Source organism: Buttiauxella ferragutiae (assembly GCF_022637515.1).
Taxonomy (GTDB): domain Bacteria; phylum Pseudomonadota; class Gammaproteobacteria; order Enterobacterales; family Enterobacteriaceae; genus Buttiauxella; species Buttiauxella ferragutiae.
The window spans coordinates 2390160-2410811 of record NZ_CP093332.1 but is presented as its reverse complement, the minus strand read 5'-3'; the positions used below and the strand labels follow the sequence as shown (position 1 = coordinate 2410811).

General features: G+C 48.7%; 21 protein-coding genes and 1 pseudogene. 9 read left to right on the top strand and 13 right to left on the bottom strand.

What is annotated here, in order from left to right; translation table 11 throughout:
- Positions 1-135: 135 nt before the first annotated feature.
- Positions 136-1701 (top strand): sodium/proton antiporter NhaB, encoded by a 1566-nt coding sequence (gene nhaB / locus MNO13_RS11120; RefSeq protein WP_064546134.1) that lies wholly within the window; start codon positions 136-138, stop codon positions 1699-1701.
- A 143-nt stretch (positions 1702-1844) separates the two neighbouring features.
- On the top strand, positions 1845-2375 hold the full coding sequence (dsbB, locus tag MNO13_RS11115; RefSeq protein ID WP_237932005.1) for a disulfide bond formation protein DsbB: 531 nt from the start codon (positions 1845-1847) through the stop codon (positions 2373-2375).
- Between the two features lie 48 nt (positions 2376-2423).
- Here the strand turns inward: dsbB and MNO13_RS11110 are convergent, their stop codons facing one another.
- The 7 genes from MNO13_RS11110 to MNO13_RS11080 form a co-directional block, all read right to left on the bottom strand.
- Positions 2424-2660 (bottom strand): putative hemolysin, encoded by a 237-nt coding sequence (locus MNO13_RS11110; RefSeq protein WP_121813621.1) that lies wholly within the window; start codon positions 2658-2660, stop codon positions 2424-2426.
- 71 nt (positions 2661-2731) lie between these two features.
- Positions 2732-2908 (bottom strand): cold shock small protein YmcF, encoded by a 177-nt coding sequence (ymcF, locus tag MNO13_RS11105; protein WP_121815634.1) that lies wholly within the window; start codon positions 2906-2908, stop codon positions 2732-2734.
- Between the two features lie 144 nt (positions 2909-3052).
- Positions 3053-4576 (bottom strand): sensor domain-containing diguanylate cyclase, encoded by a 1524-nt coding sequence (locus tag MNO13_RS11100; protein ID WP_133521580.1) that lies wholly within the window; start codon positions 4574-4576, stop codon positions 3053-3055.
- 297 nt (positions 4577-4873) lie between these two features.
- Positions 4874-5320 (bottom strand): YcgN family cysteine cluster protein, encoded by a 447-nt coding sequence (locus MNO13_RS11095; protein ID WP_064546127.1) that lies wholly within the window; start codon positions 5318-5320, stop codon positions 4874-4876.
- Between the two features lie 87 nt (positions 5321-5407).
- On the bottom strand, positions 5408-6067 hold the full coding sequence (locus MNO13_RS11090; RefSeq protein WP_121813622.1) for a fumarylacetoacetate hydrolase family protein: 660 nt from the start codon (positions 6065-6067) through the stop codon (positions 5408-5410).
- A gap of 54 nt (positions 6068-6121) precedes the next feature.
- A complete protein-coding gene (locus tag MNO13_RS11085; protein ID WP_241939982.1) occupies positions 6122-7189 on the bottom strand; it encodes a lytic murein transglycosylase in 1068 nt (355 codons plus the stop codon).
- Positions 7190-7390: 201 nt separating this feature from the next.
- Positions 7391-7666, bottom strand: coding sequence for a YcgL domain-containing protein (locus tag MNO13_RS11080; RefSeq protein ID WP_064546121.1), 276 nt, complete (start codon positions 7664-7666; stop codon positions 7391-7393).
- A gap of 126 nt (positions 7667-7792) precedes the next feature.
- Here MNO13_RS11080 and minC point away from each other — a divergent pair, with 126 nt between their 5' ends.
- Genes minC through minE form a run of 3 tightly spaced genes read left to right on the top strand, consistent with a single transcriptional unit; the run spans position 7793 to position 9619 of the window.
- On the top strand, positions 7793-8500 hold the full coding sequence (gene minC, locus MNO13_RS11075) for a septum site-determining protein MinC (protein ID WP_064546117.1): 708 nt from the start codon (positions 7793-7795) through the stop codon (positions 8498-8500).
- A 24-nt stretch (positions 8501-8524) separates the two neighbouring features.
- Positions 8525-9337 carry a septum site-determining protein MinD gene (gene minD / locus MNO13_RS11070; RefSeq protein WP_034495914.1) on the top strand — a complete coding sequence of 271 codons (813 nt, stop codon included), beginning with the start codon at positions 8525-8527 and terminating at the stop codon, positions 9335-9337.
- A gap of 3 nt (positions 9338-9340) precedes the next feature.
- Positions 9341-9619 (top strand): cell division topological specificity factor MinE, encoded by a 279-nt coding sequence (gene minE, locus MNO13_RS11065; RefSeq protein WP_064546115.1) that lies wholly within the window; start codon positions 9341-9343, stop codon positions 9617-9619.
- Positions 9620-9781: 162 nt separating this feature from the next.
- On the opposite strand, the gene rnd is transcribed toward minE, so the two are convergent.
- From rnd to MNO13_RS11040, 5 genes are all read right to left on the bottom strand, one after another.
- Positions 9782-10891 carry a ribonuclease D gene (gene rnd, locus MNO13_RS11060; RefSeq protein WP_133522052.1) on the bottom strand — a complete coding sequence of 370 codons (1110 nt, stop codon included), beginning with the start codon at positions 10889-10891 and terminating at the stop codon, positions 9782-9784.
- An 82-nt stretch (positions 10892-10973) separates the two neighbouring features.
- Positions 10974-12659, bottom strand: coding sequence for a long-chain-fatty-acid--CoA ligase FadD (fadD, locus tag MNO13_RS11055; protein WP_064546111.1), 1686 nt, complete (start codon positions 12657-12659; stop codon positions 10974-10976).
- A 204-nt stretch (positions 12660-12863) separates the two neighbouring features.
- Complete coding sequence (locus MNO13_RS11050) at positions 12864-13466, bottom strand: Slp family lipoprotein (RefSeq protein WP_241939981.1); 603 nt, start codon at positions 13464-13466, stop codon at positions 12864-12866.
- A 46-nt stretch (positions 13467-13512) separates the two neighbouring features.
- Positions 13513-14208 (bottom strand): tRNA (adenosine(37)-N6)-threonylcarbamoyltransferase complex dimerization subunit type 1 TsaB, encoded by a 696-nt coding sequence (tsaB, locus tag MNO13_RS11045; RefSeq protein ID WP_121815635.1) that lies wholly within the window; start codon positions 14206-14208, stop codon positions 13513-13515.
- 70 nt (positions 14209-14278) lie between these two features.
- On the bottom strand, positions 14279-16189 hold the full coding sequence (locus MNO13_RS11040; protein WP_133521582.1) for a DNA repair helicase YoaA: 1911 nt from the start codon (positions 16187-16189) through the stop codon (positions 14279-14281).
- 121 nt (positions 16190-16310) lie between these two features.
- On the opposite strand from MNO13_RS11040, the gene MNO13_RS11035 reads away from it, so the two are divergent.
- Positions 16311-16655, top strand: a complete 345-nt coding sequence (locus MNO13_RS11035; protein WP_064546103.1) for a RidA family protein — start codon at positions 16311-16313, stop codon at positions 16653-16655.
- Between the two features lie 119 nt (positions 16656-16774).
- On the opposite strand, the pseudogene MNO13_RS11030 reads toward MNO13_RS11035, so the two are convergent.
- Positions 16775-16948 (bottom strand): annotated as a pseudogene (locus MNO13_RS11030) (YoaH family protein); the annotation flags it as partial.
- Between the two features lie 116 nt (positions 16949-17064).
- On the opposite strand from MNO13_RS11030, the gene pabB reads away from it, so the two are divergent.
- From pabB to sdaA, 3 genes are all read left to right on the top strand, one after another.
- Entirely contained in the window at positions 17065-18423 is a 1359-nt protein-coding gene (pabB, locus tag MNO13_RS11025; protein ID WP_064546100.1) for an aminodeoxychorismate synthase component 1, read from the top strand.
- A 4-nt stretch (positions 18424-18427) separates the two neighbouring features.
- Positions 18428-19006, top strand: a complete 579-nt coding sequence (locus MNO13_RS11020; protein ID WP_064546098.1) for a CoA pyrophosphatase — start codon at positions 18428-18430, stop codon at positions 19004-19006.
- Between the two features lie 275 nt (positions 19007-19281).
- On the top strand, positions 19282-20646 hold the full coding sequence (gene sdaA / locus MNO13_RS11015; RefSeq protein WP_241939980.1) for an L-serine ammonia-lyase: 1365 nt from the start codon (positions 19282-19284) through the stop codon (positions 20644-20646).
- Positions 20647-20652: the final 6 nt, after the last annotated feature.

Genomic DNA, 20652 nt, shown 5'->3' with positions numbered 1-20652 from the left:
CGCGGTTAACCTGAAACACCTCGATTAAAACGCAATTTTATAATGTATCCGAAATGTTTCATTTTTAACGCAGGCTGATAACCATCCGCTCTGTATCTGAGACATGACGGGTCACAGGAGCATGATAATTCAACGATGGAAATGTCTACCGGGCGTGCGCTGTTTCGCAACTTCTTAGGCCAGTCTCCGAATTGGTACAAGCTGACTTTATTGACTTTTTTAGTCATTAACCCTTTAGTTTTTTGGTTTGTTAGCCCATTTCTGGCAGGCTGGTTACTTGTAGCAGAGTTTATCTTTACCCTCGCGATGGCGCTGAAATGTTATCCGTTAATGCCAGGCGGTATGTTGGCGTTTGAAGCGGTGTTCATCGGCATGACCAGTGCAGACCATGTGCGCACAGAAATCGCCGCGAATATCGAAGTCTTGCTGTTGCTTATCTTTATGGTGGCGGGCATCTACTTCATGAAGCAACTCCTGCTTTTGGTCTTTACCAAGTTGCTGTTGGGTATCCGCTCGAAGATTTTACTCTCGCTGGCATTTTGTCTCGCTGCGGCTTTTTTGTCAGCATTTCTCGATGCCCTTACTGTGGTCGCGGTGGTCATCAGCGTAGCAGTGGGTTTTTACGACATTTATCACCGTGTGGCATCCGCTGGCGACATTGACGGGGATCTTCAGGATGACTCGCGCCTTGATTCCGAGAATCGCAATACGCTTGAAGAGTTCCGCGCTTTCTTACGCAGCCTGATGATGCACGCAGGTGTCGGCACGGCACTGGGTGGCGTGATGACGATGGTGGGCGAACCGCAAAACCTGATCATTGCGAAAAATGCCGGTTGGCATTTTGGTGATTTCTTCCTGCGTATGGCACCCGTTACCCTACCGGTTCTCGTCTGCGGACTGCTCACCTGTGTTCTGCTTGAGTCCACCAAAATCCTCGGTTACGGCGAAAAACTGCCGGAAAAAGTCCGTGGGATTTTGCAAGACTACGATACCAGGAGCGCGCAGAAGCGCACGCGCCAGGACCGTATGAAGCTCATCGTTCAGGCATTGATTGGTGTTTGGCTGGTTATTGCGCTGGCACTGCATCTGGCTGAAGTCGGGTTAATTGGTTTATCGGTGATTATCTTCGCCACTGCACTTTGTGGTGTGACTGATGAACACCAGATAGGTAAAGCCTTCACCGAAGCGCTGCCCTTCACTGCCCTGTTAACGGTGTTTTTTGCGGTGGTCGCAGTGATTATCGACCAGCATTTGTTTACGCCGGTGATTCAATTTGTATTGCAAGCCGAACCGCAATCGCAACTGGCGCTGTTCTATTTGTTCAACGGTATTTTGTCATCGATTTCCGATAACGTGTTTGTTGGCACCGTGTACATCAACGAAGCGAAAGCTGCGCTAACCAGCGGCATTATCGATCTTAAACAGTTTGAGTTGCTCGCGGTGGCCATTAACACTGGGACTAACTTACCATCAGTTGCGACACCGAACGGCCAGGCAGCATTTTTATTCCTGCTCACTTCGGCGCTGGCACCACTGATTCGCCTATCTTATGGTCGCATGGTGCTAATGGCTCTGCCATATACGCTGGTGCTAACTGTGGTCGGCCTGTTATGCGTAGAATTTACTCTACTGCCAGCCACGGAATGGATGATGCAAACTGGTTTGATTTCCTCCCCCGCTATAGACGCCATACCGCACTAAGCTAAATTTACGGGCAGCCTGCTGCCCGTTTACCTTTTTGTCTGATAAACATTCAATTAGCATGTTATTTTGATGTGCGTACTGGTGCTGAAACCGAATTCGTTTACACTGCCGACTAAAAGCATGTTGCAGGGATACTGATTATGTTGCGATATTTGAACCAATGCTCCCGTGGGCGCGGTGCCTGGCTTCTTTTGGCATTCACGGCTTTCGCCCTGGAGATGGTGGCATTGTGGTTCCAGCACGTCATGTTGCTGAAACCTTGTGTAATGTGTATTTATGAGCGCTGTGCACTGTTTGGTGTAATGGGTGCGGGAATTGTTGGTGCGATTGCGCCGAAATCACCGTTGCGTTATGCCGGAATTGCACTGTGGATTTATAGTGCCGGGAAAGGTCTGCAGTTAGCATGGGAACATACCATGCTGCAACTTCACCCTTCTCCGTTTGTAACCTGTGACTTTGCCGCTCGTTTCCCAGGCTGGTTGCCACTCGATAAATGGTTACCACAGGTTTTTGTGGCGACAGGGGACTGTTCCGTGCGTCAATGGGAATTCCTGTCGCTGGATATGGTGCAGTGGCTGGTAGGAGTTTTTGCTGTGTTCCTGGTGATTGCTGTGCTGGTGTTGATTGCTCAGCCATTCAAACCAAAACGTCGTGACCTATTCGGTCGTTAAGTCCAGCTCTCCAGAAAACAAAAACCCGCCGAGGCGGGTTTTTTATTATTAGTGGTCGCGACGATAAAGCTCCCACTGGTCCATACGTTCACCGCTCGGCAATAAGCAATCACCACGCTCACCCAAATCGGTTTTCACCGTCCTTAATTCACCGCCTTTGTCTTTGCAGTAAACTGACGCCGGGTTCGGCATGCCGATAACCTGAGGCGGTTTGGGTGCAGTGGGTTCTGGAGATGAACAGCCACTGAGTATGATTGCCCCAAGCACTAGTGTTATTTTTTTCATTATTCCTCCGTTATGGAGGCCGAATGGTAACAGTGCAGGACTGGGGAAAGCAAAATCAGCGGCAGACGTTTTTAGCGAGCAGACACGCTATGTTGATGAATCGCACTCATCGCTTGATGAAGGAGGTGCATCCCTGATTTACAGAAGATACAAACAGCGCCGTGGGGATTTGTTTCTCGGACATCGTAGGGGGAAGTGCGATACTGTGAACCGCCACATGACGGACACTTAAATGTTAAATATTGGATAAAAACCTACTTTTACTTGTTATTGAAAGGATACTGTATCAGGGAAAAACAGGTTTGTACGATTTATTTTTGCAAATCGGACAAACCTTAGCAATTGCTTCTACAACGCCCCATTCTCTCAGGAATGGCTAATCAACAGAGAGCTTATATGAAGCCTACGATACGATTCTTGCCGTTGTTTTTAGCCTCATAAAGCAACTTATCAGCCTGCTCCAGCATGTTATCCAGACCGTACGCAGAATCAGCTTCTACCATTCCACAGCTAAACGTCACTTTAAGTGATTCTTCGCGCCAGATTCGTTGAGCAACTTCATTTCGCCACTCATCCATCAGTTCGTAAGACTGCTTAAAAGTGATACCAGGGAAAATCACCACCATTTCTTCGCCGCCAAAGCGGTAAATTGAATAATCGTCCCCCAATATTCTTGCCCCAATACGACAGACATTTTTAAGCACCGTGTCACCGACGGGATGACCAAACGTGTCATTGATTTGTTTGAAGTTATCCAGGTCGATGATGGCCAGGTGGAAACTGATATTCTTGTTATGTAAATCAGCGGCATCTTGCTCAAATTTACGACGCGTACCTGCTTGAGTCAAAGTATCGGTTACAGAAAGAGTTTCAACTTCTTTAAGATGCTTATGTTTTTGCACCATACCTTCATAAAGACTTTCAAAGTTATCAACCTGACTATTAACCTCCAGTCCATTACTACTCATGTATAACAGGCTAATCAAGCGTTTGAAATAGATTCTAAACAGCGCAATAACCACAAAGTAAAAAATAGAAGATATTAAAATAACTAAAGCCAATAACTTGTATTCAGATTCAAAGGTATTGGTATAGGTTGATATGTTTACAGATGTATAAGCTATCCAACCAGGATTATTATAGGCACGATAATAAACAACCTTCCCTGTTTCTTCATCGACAAAAGATCCATATCTTTCGGTGGTTTTATCTAACCATGACTTTGGTACGCTTCTTTTAAACACAATATCTGTATTTGAATACATGACAACAACGCCGCTGCGCGATGCGACCTCAAATCTGCCATCATAAGGTATGGAGACATCCTGAAGCATTCTGCTCATGTTCTTCATATCAAGATCGAACGCTACGTTTCCGACCTGTTCCGAATGTGAGTCGAATATATTCATACTGACGGAGACAGAAAGTTTGGACTGATCTTTTGCCCTGTCGAGTTTCAATGTTTCATAGGGGTCTGAAAAAATTATTTCATCTTTTATTCCTGCGTGGGGGTACCATGGCCTCGCACTTGGAACAAATGGACTTAGTCTAATTTCTGGGTAAATTTTGTAATTTTCAAAAACATCAGAAACCAACGCAGAACTAAAAAACATGGTCGAGTCAACAATTGAGGGAATGACCATATTCAGATCGATGTATTCTGAAGACAAATACTTTTCAATTGCATTCCCTTTCATATTATCTGACAGCGAAAGCAATAATAGTTTCATCTCGTCCACCGGACGTTCCACGCAGGATTTTGCAGAGTTATCGGTAAACCTTCTCATCGTATCTCTAAAATCGTTTTCTTTTTCGTACTTAATGTAGAAAAGTGCACAAGTGCAGAGGAAGATAAAAGGAATCAACATGACAGACATGTGGATCATTATGGCTTTGTTTGTCGATATTTTCTGCATTTCTTAAATCGCCATGAACACTAATAAAATCACATTCTCAATTGAGAAATAGTGCTACTTTGTTAAAACGGGCGGCAATTATATACAAATTATCGAAATATACATTATTTATTACAGTGAAATTTACTTTACAATAATTTATCAAATAAAATACAAACGTGATGTGTGACGTTAATAATGAGAATTATTATAAAAGTTAATATGACGAGAATTTAAAGAATTGGATATTGTGAAAATACGGTCTACAGGTCATTTGGCGCTATGACACATTGCCATAGCGCTATTCAACCGTACGGGTCAATCAGCCCACTCAGGTTTGTTTAAAATGTGGTCCTGCCAGTCGCGCACTTCGGATTCTTTCACTGCGATATGACGCACAGAAATGCGTTCGCCGTGCATTGCCGCTTTTGAGCCAGTCAACAACGGGTGCCATGCCGGCAAGTCTTTGCCTTCAGCTAACAGACGATAAGCGCAAGTATGCGGAAGCCATTCGAAGGTAGGTAAATTGTCACGCGTTAGCTTGATGCAATCTGGCTCGTAGTCAAAGCGACGGGCATAGTTTTTACACTGGCAAGTTTTGATGTTTAACTGCTTGCAGGCAACGTTGGTGAAATAGATTTCATCCGTGTCTTCATCCATCAATTTATGCAAACAGCACTGGCCGCAGCCATCGCAGAGAGATTCCCACTCCGCATCACTCATTTCGTCAAGAGTTTTGCACTGCCAGAACGGCGCTGTTGTCATGATGGTGTCCTGTAATAAAAACAAGCGCACCTTATAAACAGTCTGAGCCGCAGATGCAAGTTTTGCCGCCCACAGGCGGCAAATTGATTATAGAACACGCGTAGTCAAACTACGGTTAGCAAAGCTCACTTCTAGTTCATCACCGCTGTTGAGCGGCCCAACACCTTCCGGGGTCCCGGTGAGAATGACATCTCCGGCACGCAGGGTGAAGAACCGACTCATATAGGCAATGAGTGGCACGATTTTATGGATCATATCGGAGGTACTGCCCTGCTGGCGGATTTCACCGTTGATCTTTAACGCAAGCTCTGAGTTTTGCGGATCGCCGCTAAATTCACTGGCGAGAACAAAACCTGAAATCGGGCAAGAGTTATCAAACCCTTTGGACTTTTCCCACGGCTGGCCCGCTTTTTTAAGTTTGCCTTGTAAATCACGCAACGTAAGATCAAGCGCTACGCCATATCCTGCAATGGCTTTGGTCACATGCTCTTCCGTCGCCTTTCTCAACGTTGAGCCGATCAGAATTGCCAGCTCCACTTCATGGTGAACGGAACCCAAATCCTGCGGTAGAACCAACGGCTGACGAATATCGCACAGCGCACTCTCGGGCTTAATGAACAACACCGGCTCATCGGGCGTCGCACTGCCCATCTCTTTGATATGTTTCGCGTAGTTACTGCCTACACATACTACTTTGCTGACCGGAAAATCCAGCAGCGCCCCCTGCCAGTTATGATGCTGATACATGCTTTCCTCTGCCTCGTTGCGTATATTGGGTATATAAGAGCTGATGAGTCTGGGTTACTGCACAATCGCATCCGCCATTGTGCCGATACTTAGCGCAAAGTAGTAAGAACGGTTCCAGTGCATAATTGTGCGGAAGTTGTTGTAGACCAGGAATGAGCGCCCCTGATTATCATCCGGTGTCACAATCCAGGCTTTTTTCTTCGACAGATGCAGTGGTGTGCCGTCTTTCTGTATGACACCTAATTTTCGCCACTGAGTGACGGTTTTGCCCTGGTTAGATTTAGTACCTGCAAGGGCACTATTGAAACCTTTGGGTAAAGTTATTTCTTTACCCCATGAGCCACCTGCTTGCCAACCTTCTTTTTTCAGGTAATTAGCCGTGGAAGCAAAAACATCGCTAGTGTTCTGCCAGATATCAATTTTCCCGTCACCATCGCCATCAGCACCGTAGTGCAGATAGGAAGTCGGCATAAACTGGTTTTGCCCCATCGCGCCTGCCCACGAGCCTTTCAACTCTTGTACCGGGATATGCCCCTGGTCGAGGATTTTCAGCGATGCCATCAACTCTTTGGTAAAAAAGGCTTCACGCCGCCCTTCAAAAGCGAGCGTTGCCAGTGCAGAAATGATGTCCTCTTTCCCTTGTATTTCACCAAACAAGCTTTCCATGGCCCATAGAGCCACAATGTACTGGCTTTGTACGCCAGTCCGCTCACTGACCTGGTTTAATTCACTTTGATGCTGGCGATACTGCACACGCGCTTTTTCAATCTTTTTCGGCGTGATCACTCGTGCCAGATATTCATCAAGCATGATTTTCTTTTCAAGCTGGTTCTGGTCAGATTTTATGACCCGATCAACAAAATGGACGTTGGCAAAAGCGCTGTTGATGGTGCGTTCACTGATACCCTGTGCTCGGGCCTGGGTCTTAAGGGTTTCAACAAAAGCGGGGAATTCGGCGGGATTACGCCCTTGTTCTGCAAGCGTGGTCGGCGCGGGCTTAGCCTCAGGCTGCGGCGCAATCGGTGTGTTTACAACAGATTGCGTCTGCGCATCGGCGGATGAAACGCTAAAACCACCCAGGATAAAGGCGATGACCGTTAAACAAATTGCTGGAGTATTCATTATTTTCCCCGCGGTTATTTGTTCTAAATATCATCTACCTTTATACCCGTCATACTTCAAGCTGCAGGGGCGTTGGCTGCACTCACAAACCCCAGTCACTTACTCAAGTAAGCTCCAGGGGATTTGCTCCCTTGCCGCCTACCTGCAACTCGTAGTATTTAGAGTATATGTATAGGAAAGAATTGGGCACTAGTCTGAAACTTATTTTTTCGGACTACTTTCGAGGTGCATTTTTAACAAACTTTCTGGGGGCGGTGGCAATTGTAAATAATAGCCCTGATCTTTGAGTGCTTGCTTTACTTTATCAAAATCAGCGTTGGCCAGTTTTTTACTGCCATCAAGCGGCAATATCATCGCCAATTGGGGTGTACCAAAACCTTTCATCAATTCTTCAGGAACCCGAGAGAAATCGTCTTTTTTTTCGACATATAGATATGTCTGGTCACGCTTGCTACTTCTGTAGATCACACAAAACATTTTTTTTACTCTATTTTCGCCAGATGGTGGCTTGCCTGAATATACCTGTGACTATAACATGCCAGATGTACTTCGGAATATCGTCCCACAGCAGTGGGGATTAAAACTGAATTGAGTAAGGCCAGGATGTCAAACACGCCAATCGAGTTAAAAGGCAGCAGTTTTACCTTATCAGTGCTTCATTTACATGACGCACAACCCGAGGTGATTCTCCAGGCCCTCCAGGAAAAAGTATCTCAGGCTCCAGCCTTTCTGAAAAATGCCCCGGTGGTGGTGAATGTTGCCAGTCTCGATGGTTCAGTTAACTGGAAAAAAGTCCAGCAAGCAGTGGTTTCTTCCGGTTTGCGTGTCGTCGGTATTAGTGGCTGTAAAGACGAAGCGCTGAAAAAAGAAATTGAGCGTGCGGGCTTGCCACTTCTGACGGAAGGGAAAGAAAAAAATTCACGTGCTAAGGCCGCGCCCGTTGAGATTGCCGCCCCTGTCGAACCCGTTGTTAACTCGATCACAAAAACACGTTTGATTGATACCCCTGTTCGTTCCGGTCAGCGCATTTATGCACCAAACTGTGATTTGATTATCACCAATCACGTCAGTGCCGGTGCAGAACTTATAGCTGATGGTAATATTCATGTTTACGGCATGATGCGTGGCCGTGCCCTGGCGGGTGCCAGCGGCGATCGTGATGCACAAATATTCTGTACAAATCTTGCTGCTGAGCTGGTCTCAATAGCGGGTGAATACTGGCTGAGTGAACAAATACCAGCTGATTATTATGGGAAAGCAGCACGCCTGAGTCTGGCGAGTGGTGCTCTCTCCGTTCAACCTTTGAATTAAGCCCTTTTAACAAGGAATTCCTTTATGGCACGCATTATTGTTGTTACATCGGGTAAAGGGGGCGTCGGTAAGACCACGTCCAGCGCGGCCATCGCTACAGGTTTGGCCCAGAAGGGAAGAAAAACCGTCGTAATCGATTTTGATATTGGCCTGCGTAACCTGGATTTGATTATGGGCTGCGAGCGTCGGGTGGTATACGATTTCGTCAACGTTATTCAGGGCGATGCCACATTAAATCAGGCGTTAATCAGAGATAAACGCACCGAGCAGCTTTATATTCTGCCGGCATCACAGACCCGTGACAAAGACGCACTCACGCGTGAAGGCGTGGCGAAAGTGCTTGAAGACCTGAAAAATATGGACTTCGAATTTATTGTTTGTGATTCCCCTGCAGGTATCGAAACTGGCGCATTAATGGCGCTCTATTTTGCTGATGAAGCGGTTATTACTACTAACCCTGAAGTTTCATCAGTACGAGATTCTGACCGAATTCTTGGTATTCTTTCTTCTAAATCTCGCCGTGCAGAAAACGGTGAAGCGCCGATTAAAGAACACCTGCTTCTTACTCGCTACAACCCAGGCCGTGTTAATCGCGGCGACATGCTAAGCATGGAAGATGTGCTGGAAATCCTGCGCATTCCACTGGTCGGGGTTATCCCGGAAGATCAATCTGTTCTGCGCGCGTCAAACCAGGGTGAGCCGGTCATTCTTGACCAGGAGGCTGATGCTGGTAAAGCTTACGCAGATACTGTTGAGCGCCTGCTTGGCGAAGATCGCCCTTTCCGCTTCATTGAAGAAGAGAAGAAAGGCTTCCTCAAACGCCTGTTCGGAGGATAAGTTATGGCATTACTAGACTTTTTTCTCTCACGGAAAAAGAACACCGCCAACATTGCAAAAGAACGTCTGCAAATTATCGTTGCAGAACGGCGCCGTGGTGATAGTGAACCGCATTATTTACCGCAGCTAAAACGCGATATTCTGGAAGTGATTTGCAAATACGTCAAAATCGATCCAGAGATGTTAACCGTCGTTCTTGATCAAAAAGATGACGATATTTCTGTTCTGGAGCTTAATGTCACGTTGCCAGAAGCACAGGAAGCAACAACAAAATCTGCGTGATGCAACTGCCCAAAATAAGCCCTCAGAATTAATCCTGGGGGGCTTATTTATTTTTACGCGCAGACAACTTTTTAATACAGACTATTCTTAAATAGTTAATGGTTTTATTCCATTATTACTCAACACATCCCTGTAATTATTCCCAGTAGCTATCAACAAATATTAAAAATCAGCCAACAGCGTTTTTAATGCTTCACCCATCACTCGCCCACGCCAACCACTAATTAATTCCGGTTGTGTTGATGGTGATTTTAATTTCCAGTGCCAGTTCAACAGTTGGTTAATTTGTCGACGTGAAGCCAGCAATTCAACGCTTAAACCACAATCCTCGCTCACTTGCTGTACCAACGCTTTAATCGCTTTAAATACGCGGCGATAGCCCGGCATATCAACCAGATTGCTTAACGGTTCTGGCAATTCATCATCAGATAGTGCCTGAGCTTCAACGACCATCTCTAACAGTGCTTTGCCGTGGAAACGGATTTCACTCCCGCTCAGGCCAAGATGTTCCAGTTCCCCCAACGAACCAGGCATGTAACGCGCGACCTGCCACAGATGTTCTTCACGCACCACAAAATTGACAGCCATGTCGCGCTCACGCGCTTTGCGCAGTCGCCACGAGGCCAGTTTCTTCAGACAAGCCAATTGGCGTGTTCTCAACTGCCATGCGTTACCGATTTCGCGCCAGGCTTCTTCCGGGTCCAGTACATCCTGACGACGCGCTGCCATCAAGTTACACTCATCGAGTGCCGCTTCCATCCAGCCTGCAGCTTGTGTCTCTTCCATCAATTTATGCGCAATGGGCAGCAAATAAAGGACATCTGCGGCGGCATAGTCACACTGACGCTCGGTCAGCGGGCGAGCAAGCCAGTCGGTACGTGATTCACTTTTATCCAGGGCGATCCCCGTGAAGGACTCAACGATGGTGGCAAAACCACACGAGAGTGGGCGTCCACTAAACGCTGCCAGGATCTGCGTATCAATAAACGGATCGGGCAGCATGCTATACGCATTGAGGAATACTTCCAGGTCTTCGCTACCCGCGTGCAGGAATTTAATCACTGCTTTATTTTGCAGTAGCGCTTTAAACGGTGACCAGTCAGTGATGGTTAACGGGTCGATAAGCGAAGCTGTTTCACCGTCGAATAGCTGGATCAAACCCAGTTGCGGGTAGTAAGTACGGGTACGAACAAATTCGGTATCCAGCGCTATCGCTGGAAAGTGACGAGCGGCCTCACACACTGTGGCAAGGGCTTCATCGGTAACAATCATTTGGTAAGTCAAATTCAGTTCTCTTAGGTTTGCGCCCATAAAAAACGCCGGTTTACCGGCGTTAGGGCGACGGACTCGGAGCTCAGGCGTTATTGTTGCCTTTACTGACCGATTCGTCACGTAGTTCTCGTCGTAATATTTTGCCAACGTTTGATTTTGGTAGTTCTTCACGGAACTCAACAAGCTTAGGTACTTTATAACCTGTGAGGTGGCGGCGACAAAAAACAACCAATGCCTCTTCAGTTAAAGCTGGATCTTTTTTCACTACGAAGATTTTTACCGCTTCACCGGACGCGCCATTTGGAACGCCAACCGCCGCGACTTCAAGTACGCCGCTATGTTGCATAACCACGTCTTCAATTTCGTTTGGATACACATTAAAGCCGGAGACCAGAATCATATCTTTCTTGCGATCGACGATACGCATAAAGCCCTCCTCGTCCATCACAGCAATATCACCGGTACGTAGCCAACCGTCATGCATAATCTCATCTGTTGCATCCGGGCGCTGCCAGTAACCCAACATCACCTGCGGGCCTTTCACACACAGCTCGCCGGGCTCGCCCGGAGGCACTTCTTCTCCTTCGTCATCAATCAGTTTCACTTCGGTGGAAGGCACCGGTAAACCGATACTGCCACTGTGGTAATCCATGTCATGCGGATTAGCACTGACCAGCGGTGCACATTCCGTCAAACCATAACCTTCAAGCAGGAAGCGGCCGGTCAGTTTCTCCCAGCGTTCAGCCACCGCGTGTTGTACTGGCATCCCGCCGCCAGCCGAAAGATGCAGGCTAGAAAAGTCGAGTTGCTGGAATTCTTTATTATTGAGCAGCGCATTGAACAATGTGTTAACACCGGTCATGGCGGTAAACGGATATTTCGCCAACTCTTTCACCAGCCCCGGAATATCACGCGGGTTAGTGATAAGCAGGTTCTGCCCACCAAGCTCAATAAACAGCAGGCAGTTCATGGTGAGTGCAAAGATGTGATAAAGCGGCAGGGCCGTCACCACCAGCTCTTTGCGTTCGAATAACAATGGGCTGTAAGCCGCTCTGACTTGTTCCAGATTCGCCAACATATTGCGGTGCGTCAGCATCGCCCCTTTGGCAACGCCCGTTGTGCCACCGGTATATTGCAAGAACGCGAGGTCGGCATTCAGAATTTCAGGTTTAATATACTGGAGACGATAGCCGTGTTGCAGGGCACTGCGGAAAGAAATGGCATCGGGAAGATGATACTTCGGCACCAGGCGTTTGATGTACTTAACCACAAAGTTGACTAACGTCCCTTTTGCCGCAGAAAGCTGGTCACCCATGCGGGTCAAAATAACGTGTTTTACCTGAGTTTTATCGACAACTTTTTCTAGCGTATGCGCAAAGTTCGAAACAATCACAATGGCGCTGGCACCGCTGTCATTAAGCTGATGTTCAAGCTCACGTGGGGTGTACAACGGGTTGACGTTCACCACCACCATGCCCGCACGCAAAATACCGAACAACGCGACGGGATACTGCAACAGGTTTGGCATCATTAACGCAACGCGGTCGCCCTTTTGCAGGCCAAGACCTTGTTGTAAATACGCAGCAAAAGCACGGCTTCGCTCTTCCAGCTTACGGAACGTCATCACTTCGCCCATATTCACGAACGCAGGCTGATCCGCATAGCGTGCCGTTGCTTGCTCAAACATATCAACCAGGGACTGATAACGGTCAGGATTTATCTCAGCCGCAACATCGGCTGGGTAGCGGTTAAGCCAAACCTTCTTCAAGGATCCACCTCTGAATTTATTATTCGTCGTCATCACAACCCCAATATATAAACACGCTGTTAACATAATATTAACTCAGCGTACCAGTTTATTAATTAGACTGATTTAAGGTTGCGAAGCACATCACTAATTATTTTTTAGCGATTGTAGAAAAAAATAGACAGCGGACATGCCGCTGCCTATTTAACTTTTTAAAACAGTGAGTTACTCAGTTACGATAGTCTGAACCTGTGCCGGGCCTGGATTATACCATCCGCCGCCCCACATCCCGCCGTAGCCGTAACGCCCACGATAAGGGTACGGCCCGCCCCAGAACCACGGGTCGATTGGCTGTGGCGGCATGATCACTTGTTGTGTAACACGCCAGCGTTTATAGCCATTGACCTGCATCACCATAAACTTGTAAGCGGTTTCGCCCACTTTGCCTTCCACTACACCTGTGATGGGACCCACAACGGTGACCAACTGGCCACGGAAATCGACCGGGTCGAGGAAGCCATTCACGTCAGCGTAAATACGCCCTCTTGAAGGCTCACCCAATTGCGGGCGTGCACCGTCATCGAGGCTGACGGTGGCAATTTCCAGACGTGTTCTGCCTTGTTTGTTATCGATGTTCACCACTCGCCCACCGAAACGCGCTTCTTGCCCAACGTAGAGTTGCGGTGCATTCATCACTCGCGCTAAATCTTGTTGCGGCGTGGCACTGGTGCCCTTAATCGCATCAGGGATGGTGACACAACCACTCAGCATAACTACGGCAGCAACTGCCAGTAATCGGCTAACAATTCTGAGATTCAAACCAGCCATAACCTTTCTCCTTGACGCAGTTTCGGCTTCCCAAAAACGTTGGGAATTATTCTCTGCCTGGAAGCTTCTTCCATGTCACTTCATTACGCAGATAAACCGGCTCGGCATGTTCTACCGCCACCGTACAACCATCATTTAATGCCTGAATTGCCAAAGGCAACATATCTTCTGCTGCAGGAAGTGTGACTTCACCATCACGGATCTGCAGTTCACTGCCTTGCGCCATATCTGGCCAGGCTTGCCAGCCCGTGCCTACTGTCGCCCATTCGCCCTGAAGATGCTTCAACCGTTCAGCAACCGCTTCTGGTTTTAACACAGCTTCAGTTTCTTCACCGTGCCAGACACCCAGTTCATCACGCTGGTATTCAGCCCAATACACTTCACCCATGCGCGCGTCGATAGCTGCCAATACACGGGTCGCTCCGGTCATACGCCAGGCACCCTGCGCCATGGTGGCCAGAGTCGAAATGCCAATCATCGGCAATTCAGCCCCCAGCGCCAGCCCTTGCGCAATACCAATACCGATACGCACGCCGGTAAAACTACCTGGGCCACGGCCATAAGCAAGCGCATTCAATGCGGTCAGACCAACACCCCCTTCATTGAGGATGTCTCGCACCAGCGGCAGGATACGTTGGGTGTGTTCGCGTGGGCAGAGCTCGAAATGGGCAAGGGTCGCCCCTTCATTATACAGGGCAACCGAACATGCTTCTGTCGCGGTATCGATGGCTAAAATTCGCATGGTATTGCCAACCTCTGGCAGGAAAATAAGGTCAAAAATCGGCGCGCATCATACCATAGCCTGGCACAAATTACTGCGCCGAGCGGTGGTTAAGGAATTCAACTGCCCGATTAATATCCCGTGTGCGCGGTGTGGGCGGCAGGCTGTTGAGGAATACAGCACCATAAGGGCGCATCACCAGGCGATTATCACAAATCACCAGCACACCACGGTCATCAACATCACGGATTAGGCGTCCAACGCCTTGTTTTAAGGTAATAACGGCATCGGGGAGTTGCACGTCTTCGAACGGGTCGCCCCCACGCAGGCGGCAATCTTCCATGCGTGCTTTCAGCAAAGGGTCATCCGGCGAGGTAAACGGCAGTTTGTCGATAATCACCAGTGACAGCGCATCACCACGCACATCCACACCTTCCCAAAAACTACTGGTCGCGACCAACAATGCGTTACCTGCGTCAACGAACTGCTGCAACAACTGGCCTTTGCTGGTTTCACCCTGCAACAACACCGGTAATGTCATAGTGGCGCGGAATTGCTCGGCTAAATCGCGCATCATCGAATGGGAGGTACACAACATGAAGCAACGACCATTGTTAGCTTCGATAAGCGGCTTGAGCATTTTTGCCAGATGTTTGCCTGCTGCCGGTTGGTTAGGCGTTGGTAAACCACGCGGCACACACAACAACGCCTGGCTGGCATAGTCAAACGGGCTGGCTAATAACAAGGTTTGCGCATTGGCGATACCCAGTCGTTCTGTAAAATGGCTAAGCTGGTCGTTTACTGAAAGCGTTGCCGAAGTAAAAATCCAGGTACCTGCTTTTTGGCTGATCACTTCCTGGAATTTATCGGCGACGGAAAGCGGTGTTAGCGCCAGCGTGAAGTTGCGCGCGTTACATTCATACCAGTAGCTGTAACCCGGGGTATCGACCTCTTTGAGGCGTTTGATTCGCCCACGTAAAATCACGATGCGTTCGAAAGCCGCGTCCAACAATGCAGAGCGCCCAAGGGAAAGTTTGGATACGTCGTAACACAGCTCAAGCGCATCATCGAGCAACAATAACGCACGTTGTACCGACGGTTCGGCCAGTAATTCTCGCAAATTGCCGCGGTAACCTGGGTCACCCATTTGCAGGCGAAAATCTTGCGTGCTTTGCGCCAGACGGTCCGAACTTTTTTGTAATTGCTGGGCGTCACGCACTTCAGTGCGATAAGCGATGGAGATATCTTTGGCTATGTCGAGTAACTGGCGGCTGGAGACCGATTGCCCAAAATACTGGCTGGCGATGTCGGGGATTTGGTGGGCTTCATCGAAAATCATCACTTCTGCTTCCGGAATCAGCTCGCCAAAACCGCCCTCTTTGACCACCATATCGGCCAAAAAGAGGTGATGGTTAACCACCACAACGTCTGAATCCATGGCTTTTTTACGCGCTTTCACCACAAAACAATCTTTGTAAAGCGGGCAATCTTGCCCCAGGCAGTTATCGTTGGTGCTGGTCACCATCGGCCAGACGGCAGAGTCCTCGGCAACACTGGCGCAAGTGCTGATATCCCCGTCCACCGTTTCAATCGCCCAACCCCGTAATTTGACGATGTCACTTAGCGTCTGGACTTGCAGATCGCCGCCCGCCAGCGCTTGCTGTTCTAAACGCTCAAGGCATAAATAGTTCGAACGCCCTTTTAACAGCGCCAGCCGCCCTTTGAAATCCAGCGCCCTCGCCACTGTTGGTAAATCACGTGAGAAGAGCTGATCCTGTAAGGCTTTTGATCCCGTAGAGATAATGACTTTTTTGCCTGAACGCAGAGCCGGAGCCAGATAAGCGTAGGTTTTACCCGTACCGGTACCCGCCTCCACCACCAGCTCACGCCCGGAAGCGATAGCCTCAGCCACGGCTTGCGCCATCTGGCGTTGTGGTTCACGCGGTTTAAAACCCGTTATCGCCGTAGCGAGTTGGCCGTCTGCTGCAAAATCGTCTGTCACATTACCCCCTGGGTTTATTGACAGTGATTATGTCAGCCTGAGCGGTGTTAAGCCAGTGGAAGCCTTCTGTAGATTGTGGCAGGCTGTGCCACAGTATGAACAAGCTGAAAAGGAAACAGTGATGAGTATTGTGCGTATAAAACCGGAAGCGCGTTGGTCGGATGCGGTCATTCATAACAACACGTTGTATTACACCGGTGTGCCAGAAAACCTTGATGCGGATGCTTACCAGCAGACCGCCAACACGCTTGCGCAAATTGATACTGTGCTTGAAGAACGAGGCAGCGATAAGAGTAAGATCCTCGATGCCACCATTTTCCTGCCGGAAAGTGCCGACTTTGCCGCGATGAATAAAGCCTGGGATGAATGGGTTGTTGCGGGTCATGCGCCGGTGCGTTGTACCGTGCAGGCAAAATTGATGAACCCGCGCTACAAAGTAGAAATTAAGATTATCGCGGCAGTGTGACACTAAGCGGGCTGTAGCCCGCTTTACTTATCGTCGTCGTTTTCTTCGTAATGGTCGACATATCTTTCTTCTTCATCGTTTTCATCCGTGTTTTCTTCGTCGCTCTCAGCGTTACCGACGTCGTCATCTTCAAAACGGACCGCGACCATCTCGCCAGTATGATTGGCACGAATTTCTGCGGCGACCAGTGTAATCGCTTCACCACTGCTCATGCCCTGCGACATCAGTTCCTGAATACGTTCTACAGCTTTCTGCTGTTGCTCATGGGATAATGCGGGTAATCCTGAAAACATTTTCGACTCCTGATACATTGCCTGGGTTAATTATTTCACGCTGCTAACAGGGTTTCCAGCGGGTTCACTGGTATAGCAGGATGATCACTCTCTTTTTTTAGTTGTGGTTTATAACGTTGCAGACTCTCACTTTTCGAACTTTGCCGTGGCATGCCGATGCTGTTCAACACACTTTCAAAGCGACTGCACAGCAGCCATGGGCCATGCTTCTGCATTCCGGCTTCGCTGACCATCCTCATAATCGCTTTGATATTCTGGTTGCAGAACCTCGGGCAACATTAGTGACGCGTGGTCCTGAAACAACAATTTGCGTGGACGGTATCAGTTCAACGCATCACGGCGATCCTCTGCATCTACTACAGGAAACTCTGGATAGTTTTGGTTATCAGCCAGAGATACACCCGGAACTCCCCTTTTTAGGCGGTGCGTTGGGGTTGTTCGGTTATGACCTCGGTCGCCACTTCGAAAAATTACCCGAGCGGGCACAACGCGATCTTACTACACCCGATATGGCGATAGGCATTTACGATTGGGCGTTAATTGCTGACCATCAAAATCAGTGCCTGACTCTGCTGTGTTGGGGGGATATTGATGCTCGCCAACAGTTTCTTGAAACGCTGACCGCGTACAGCCCTCGCCAACCGTTCCGCCTGACGAGCGCGTGGCAGTCCAGTATGACCCGCGAGCAGTATGGACTTAAATTCCGTCAGGTACAGGAATATCTCAAAAGCGGCGATTGCTACCAGGTGAACCTCGCGCAGCGCTTTAACGCCAGTTACGAAGGCGATGAATGGCAAGCATTCGAACGCCTGAACGCGGCGAATCGGGCTCCGTTCAGTGCGTTTATTCGGCTTCCTGACAGCGTGATTTTAAGCCTGTCGCCTGAGCGGTTTATTCTGCTGGAGAATCACAACATACAAACGCGCCCGATTAAAGGCACTTTACCGCGCCTTGAAGATCCTCTGGCCGATGCGCAGCAGGCTGAAAAACTGGCGAATTCACCAAAGGATCGCGCAGAAAACCTGATGATTGTTGATTTGCTACGTAATGACATTGGCCGTGTTGCGGTACCGGGCAGTGTAAAAGTCCCTGAGTTATTTGTTGTTGAGCCCTTCCCGGCAGTACATCACCTGGTGAGTACCATAACCGCACAATTGCCTTCGCATCTTAAGGCAACAGATTTACTGCGCGCCTGTTTCCCTGGTGGGTCGATTACCGGTGCACCAAAAGTTCGCGCTATGGAAGTGATTGAAGAACTCGAGCCGCAGCGGCGTAATGCCTGGTGTGGAAGTATCGGCTATTTAAGCTTCTGCGGAAATATGGACACCAGTATTACCATCAGGACTCTGACCGCCGAAGGAGGCAAACTTTACTGTTCGGCGGGAGGTGGAATTGTGGCTGATAGTGTTGAATCTGCGGAATATCAGGAAACTTTTGATAAAGTTAATCGTATTCTTCCACAACTAGAGAAGTGATGAGATGTCTGGTTCGTCCCTGAGTATGAACGATTTTTTATCGCGTTTTCAGCTGTTGCAACCGCCCGTAACGCGCACGACGAGTAATCATCGCCAGGCTGCGGTGCTGATTCCTATTGTACGCCGCCCACAGCCTGGGCTGCTGTTGACCCAACGTTCGACCATGCTGCGTAAACATGCCGGGCAAGTTGCCTTTCCAGGCGGTGCGGTGGACGACACTGATGAGTCATTGATTGCCGCGGCACTGCGCGAGGCATGGGAAGAAGTTGCCATTTCGCCAGAGCATGTTGAAGTGATCGGCACTTTGCCGCCGGTCGATAGCGTCACCGGGTTTCAGGTTACGCCAGTTGTCGGCATCATCCCTCCCGATTTACCTTACCAGGCCTGTGAAGATGAAGTTGCAGCGGTTTTTGAGATGCCATTAATGGAAGCGCTCACCCTGGGTCGCTATCATCCGCTGGATATTCACCGTCGTGGTAACGCCCATCGCGTTTGGCTTTCCTGGTATCAACACTACTTTGTCTGGGGTATGACTGCCGGAATTATCCGTGAGTTAGCTTTACAGATAGGTGTGGAACCGTGATCACTCTTTAATTCTGCAAATACGGCTATATTTAGCAGAGTGTCTTGCTGTAGTTTTATTCCCCTATAGACACAAGGGGCAATAAAAAGAGTGGTTGATGTGACTGATTACTCCCTGGAAGCGCATTCTGCGGACCGGATTAGTCAAGTTATGGTTAACCATTAGTTTAATTCATGTGAATAGTTTACTACAGTGACCAATAAATTTTTAAACTAGCTAGCTGCGGTTTTGCAGCAGCAAATTTTATTTAGCCGGTGTCCTGAAAGGAGTTTAGTGTGATTAGCATATTCGACATGTTCAAAGTCGGCATTGGGCCATCCAGTTCCCATACCGTCGGTCCGATGAAGGCCGGTAAGTTGTTTGTCGACTCGCTGCTCGAAAATGGATTACTGGAAAGCACGACGCGCATCGCCGTCGATGTTTACGGTTCCCTGTCGCTGACTGGTAAAGGGCACCATACTGATATCGCTATCATCATGGGTCTTGCAGGTAACGAACCTGCCACTGTTGATATTGATTCCATTCCTGCGTTTATTCGCGATGTAGAAACGCGTGAACGTCTGTGGCTTGCCCAGGGTCGCCACGAAGTTGATTTCCCGAAAGATACCGGCATGTGTTTCCGTAACGACAACCTGTCGTTACATGAGAACGGCATGACTATCCACGCGTTCAGCGGCGATCAAAAGATCTACAGCAAAACGTATTATTCCATCGGCGGTGGTTTTATCGTTGATGAAGAGCATTTCGGCAAAGAGGCAGCAGATGAAGTTGTCGTGCCCTACTCGTTCAATTCCGCGGAAGAAATGCTAAATCACTGTAAAGAGACCGGCATGTCCCTGTCTGGCGTGATCATGCAGAATGAGCTGGCTTTGCACAGCCGTAAAGAAATTGAAGAGTATTTTGCCAACATCTGGCAAACCATGCGCGCTTGTATCGACCGTGGCGTCAATACTGAAGGTGTGCTGCCTGGCCCATTGCGTGTACCGCGTCGTGCTTCCGCATTGCGCCGTATGCTGGTATCCAGCGATAAACTCTCCAATGACCCAATGAACGTGATTGATTGGGTGAACATGTTTGCGCTGGCGGTGAACGAAGAAAACGCCGCGGGCGGACGTGTGGTTACCGCTCCGACCAACGGTGCCTGCGGTATCGTCCCTGCAGTGCTGGCGTACTATGATCACTTTATCGAATCAGTCAGCCCTGACACCTACATCCGTTATTTCCTCGCATCCGGTGCGATTGGTGCGTTGTATAAGATGAACGCGTCAATTTCTGGTGCTGAAGTGGGTTGCCAGGGTGAAGTCGGTGTGGCCTGTTCAATGGCGGCAGCCGGCCTTGCTGAAATTCTCGGGGCCAGCCCAGAACAAGTTTGTGTTGCTGCGGAAATTGGCATGGAACACAACCTCGGTTTGACCTGCGACCCGGTTGCGGGCCAGGTTCAAGTGCCGTGTATTGAACGTAATGCGATTGCTTCTGTGAAAGCGATCAACGCCACCCGCATGGCAATGCGCCGTACCAGTGAACCTCGTGTTTCTCTCGATAAAGTGATTGAAACCATGTATGAAACGGGCAAAGACATGAATGCGAAATACCGCGAAACCTCCCGCGGTGGCCTGGCAATTAAAGTCCAGTGTGATTAATCCCTT